Origin of the sequence: Streptomyces sp. SID11385 (assembly GCF_010548245.1) — a bacterium.
Taxonomy (GTDB): domain Bacteria; phylum Actinomycetota; class Actinomycetes; order Streptomycetales; family Streptomycetaceae; genus Streptomyces.
On sequence record NZ_JAAGLR010000968.1, the window covers coordinates 1 to 4,167 of the forward strand.

At 67.1% G+C, this 4,167-nt stretch carries 2 pseudogenes; one reads left to right on the plus strand and one right to left on the minus strand.

Annotation, left to right across the window (positions count from 1 at the left end):
• Nucleotides 1–2,108: pseudogene (locus G3I42_RS29285) on the minus strand (RHS repeat protein); the annotation flags it as partial.
• A gap of 688 nt (nt 2,109–2,796) precedes the next feature.
• Here G3I42_RS29285 and G3I42_RS29290 point away from each other — a divergent pair.
• Nucleotides 2,797–4,167: pseudogene (locus tag G3I42_RS29290) on the plus strand (VCBS repeat-containing protein); the annotation flags it as partial.

A 4,167-nucleotide genomic window follows, 5' to 3' on the forward strand; every position in this document is an offset into this window, starting at 1 on the left:
GGAGCGCCACCGGTGTTGTCGCTCTCCAGGATCTGGGTGACGACGTAGGAGTGGAACCAGTCAAGGTACGGCTCGTACTCCGCTCCCGGGGAATCGGGTGGCGACCAGATGACCGGGTAGCAACGCCGGGTGTTCGACTCCGGCTTCGGCATGTCACCCGGCTTGCAGTCGGGGGCCGAGTACGTGACACCGAGCGTCGAACCCGACTCCGTGTTCACCGCGTAGACGCGGTAGCGCACCAGCGGCGGTACGGGGTCGGGGCGGCCGCCGGTCGTGGCTCCCTCGACGCGGTTGGCGAGCTGCTGCCCCTTGAACGTCACCTTCGGCAGAGTAACGTCACCCGTGCCGGTGTGGCCCGTGCGCTGGATGGAGGCAAGCCAGAGCGCGGGGGACGAACCGTCCCCCGTCGAGGGGAACTGGTGGGCCAGCGCCCAGGAGTCGACCGGCTTGTAGGCGTCGCCTACGAGGACAGAGGTGTCGATCTTCGTGAGCCGCTTGCGGGTCCAGAACGACGGCGAGTACCGGTCCTTGCACTCCTCACCGCTCTTGCAGTACCGGTCGAACGGGACGTCCGGCCAGTTCTTCGCATGCGCCGAATCGAACGTGCCGCAGTCGCTCAGGCATCGCTCCGACGTCGTGAATGCGACCTTCGCCGCGGCCTTCTTGCTGTAGACCGTGTCGGAGCGCAGTCCGTAGTCGACGTGGTCGAGCCACCCGCCCCGGTCGTAGGTGGTCCCCGTCGAGGCACCCGTGTCCGGGTTGACGTTGCGGCCGTAGAAGTTGGTCTCCTTCTGCCAGTAGTAGGCCATCGCGTCGTCGTGCGGGTCCACGACATAGTCCAGGTTCCACCGCCACGCCTGCTGGCACCACGAGTCCTTGTACGCGTCCGCGTGGCAGGGCTCGCCCTTCTGGTTGCCGAACACCGGCGTGTTCCACGTCGAGTTCGTCTCGGGCTTGCCGGTGCTCCAGCCGGGCAGGCGGTTGTAGCCGAAGTAGTAGCGCGTGCCGTCCGGCGTGGTCACCCGCCAGTACTCGCCGTCGTTGTCGCCGTTGCCCCGGTCCGTGCTGCTGAGCTTGGCGATCTTCGTGCCGTCGTCGCTCTCCAGGTGCCACTCACCGCTCGTGTCGTCCTTGACGAGCACGTTCGACTGGCCGCCCAGGTTCAGGACCGCGTTGTCCGACTTCCAGCACTGGTCACCGCTCTTGTCGGTGCCGTTGCCGTCCTTCACGTCGTCCGAGCAGGAGGTGTACCGGCGCTCGATGTAGCCCGGCTCCATCGACCAGCCGTCACCGATCCAGTTCGCCTGGTTGTTCGTCGCCGCCGTACGGCCGTCCACCGACTGCGAGTTGTAGCCCAGGGACAGTTCCGGCTCGACACCGCCGGGAACCTCCGGGGTGTCAATGTCGTACGACCACGAGAAACCACCGTTGGAACCGCCGGCCGACCAGTTCGACGAAGGCGCCAGCGACGTGGCCCCGAAGTCACCGGAAGCACCCGACGCAGACGCCGTGGCGGCCAGCAGGACCGTACCGCTCGTGGCCGAAAGACCCGTAGCCGAGCGCGCCGTGGACGGCGCGGCTTCGACCGGATCGGACTGCGCGTGCACAGCGGCTTTGCCCAAGGCGACGACGCCGGAGACAGTGCCGGCGGCAGTGTCGTTCACCACCGAGTCGAGTGTTTTCCCCGTGCCGCAGTGGACGGAATCCGGTGCGTCGAGCACGCAGTCGGGCAGCTGCTTCAGCGTCAGACGCGAGGCCCAGTCGGCTCCGTACGCTCCACGAATGGCGCTGTAGTCCACCTGCACGTTGGCCTTGCCCGCCGCGCCCGAGGTCGGCCGCACGGCGAGGACCATCCCCTCGATGCCCATGCGACGCGTCGTCTCGCGGTCCAGGAGCTGGACATCAGCTTTGCTCGGCCCCGCCTTCGCCGTGGCGCGTTGCATCCCGACCGGCAGCCCGTCGGCCTTCACGCGTGTCCGTGCTGTCTCGGGCAACGTGACGGCGGCGACACCGGCCTTCGGCCAGGCAACCTTCGGGGCCTTCCACGCACGCCCCCGCGTCTCGTCCTTCACGTGCAGGCCGTGCGTCTTGGCGGCTGCGGTTGGCACGGGTTTCTGTCGCGCGAGATCCACCAGATCCAGCCCGGCCGCCTCGGCCACCGGCCCTCCGACGAGTCCCGCGCCCACCAGACCGGCAAGGCCACCGGCCACCCATCTGGCCCGTCGCCGGCGTCTTCCCGGGGCCGTTTCAGGGCCCCGGCCCCTGCCCCGTGAGGCTCTTCGCCTTTCGAACACAACACACCCTTCCTCTTCACAATATGCAGTCAGAGAATTTAGCAACAGCAAAGGCGTACGCGGAAGACGGTGCGGTCCCCTCATCTGATTTCAGGCGACACACACTTGCGATGTCGGAAATGTTACCTTTTCCTGCGGGATAGCAACTGACGCTACTGACCTGGTTTTTTGAGTCATACCCGATGCAAAAATCACCAGAAAGCGGCCGCGATCGGGCGTCAGGTCACCGCCACTGAACAGGATGGACCGCACTCCCCTTGCGCCGGGAAGGTAAAGTCCGCCGCGATCGCATTCGTGAAGGTTGCGTATAGGAGAAGTAATGAAGAGAACTCTTGAGAGGCGAAAGAGAGCCGCAACTCGCTTTCTCCTCCCTCTTGTTGCCGCATCGGCGCTCACAGCGGCAGCCATTCCAGCGACCGCCGCAGCCGCCCCTCCGGGGCCGGGCCTCGCAGCCAGCCCGGAGGCCGAGGCGGCTCAGCGGGCGGCCGACAGCGGTGAGTCGGTGGAGGTGCTCGCGCGCAGGACCGAGACGTCACAGGTGTTCGCCAACCCTGACGGAACGTTCACCGAGGACCGGTACGCCGTCGCCCAGTGGACGCGGCAGAACGGCGCGTTCGTCGACATCGACACCCGGCTCCACCGGGAGGCGGACGGCGCGATCCAGCCGCAGGCGACGAGCGTCGGCATGCGCTTCGGGGGCGGCGGCGACCGTACGCTCGCCTCGATCACGCGGGACGGCCGCACACTCACCTTCACGTGGCCTGCGGCCCTGCCTTCGCCGACAATCGCCGAGGACACCGCCACGTACCCCGACGTACTCCCGGACGTCGACCTCAAGCTCCGGGCCGGAGCCACCGGCTTCGCTCAGCTCCTTGTCGTCAAGACGCCCGAGGCGGCCGCCGACCCCGCCCTCAAGAACCTCACCTACGCCCTCAAGTCCGACGGCGTCTCACTCCAGGCCGACGAACACGGCAACATGAGTGCGCTCAACCCCGCCGGGCAGCTCGTCTTCACCGCGCCCACCCCCCGCATGTGGGACAGCACCACCGCCTCGGCCCCCCTCGCCGCCCGCACCGCCGAGGAGACGGGCCCCGCCGCCGACACGAGTGAGTTCGAACCGCCGCACGGCGCCAACGAGGCGGCGATGCCCGTGAGCATCGACGGCGACAACCTGCGACTTCACCCGGACCAAGACCTGCTGACCGGTGAGAAGACCCAGTACCCGGTGTACATCGACCCCTATGTCGACGGCTCCCGCTACTCCTGGACCATCGCGTACAAGAAGTATCCCAACAGCTCGTTCTTCAACGGCGCCGGCTGGGGCGGCTCGGGCAAGACGACCAACGAGGCGCGCTCCGGCTACGAGAACGAGACGAACGGCCTGGCCCGCTCGTACTTCCGCATGAACACCAAAAACCTCTGGGACACGAACAAGCAGGTCACCAAGTCCACGTTCCGGATCAAGAACACGTGGTCCTGGTCATGCACCGCGCGCAAGGTCAACCTGTGGCGCACCGCCGTCATCGGTGCCTCCACGACCTGGAACAACCGCCCCACGCGCCGCGAGAAGATGGATGACGCCACTGACGCCAAGGGATGGGGCTCGGGCTGCCCGGCCGGGAACCTGGCGTTCGACGTCACCAAGGGCGCCCAGGACGCGGCTTCCAGCAAGTGGAACTCCATCACTCTGGAGTTGTCGGCGGACAACGAGAGTGACGTCTACGGCTGGAAGAAGTTCGACGCCAAGTCCGCCGTCATGTCCACCACGTACAACACACCGCCCAGCGCCCCCACCGCACTGGACACCATCCCGTCGACGAAGAACAGCAAGGGCTGCGGTGACACGGCGCCCTACGGCCTCATCGGCAACACC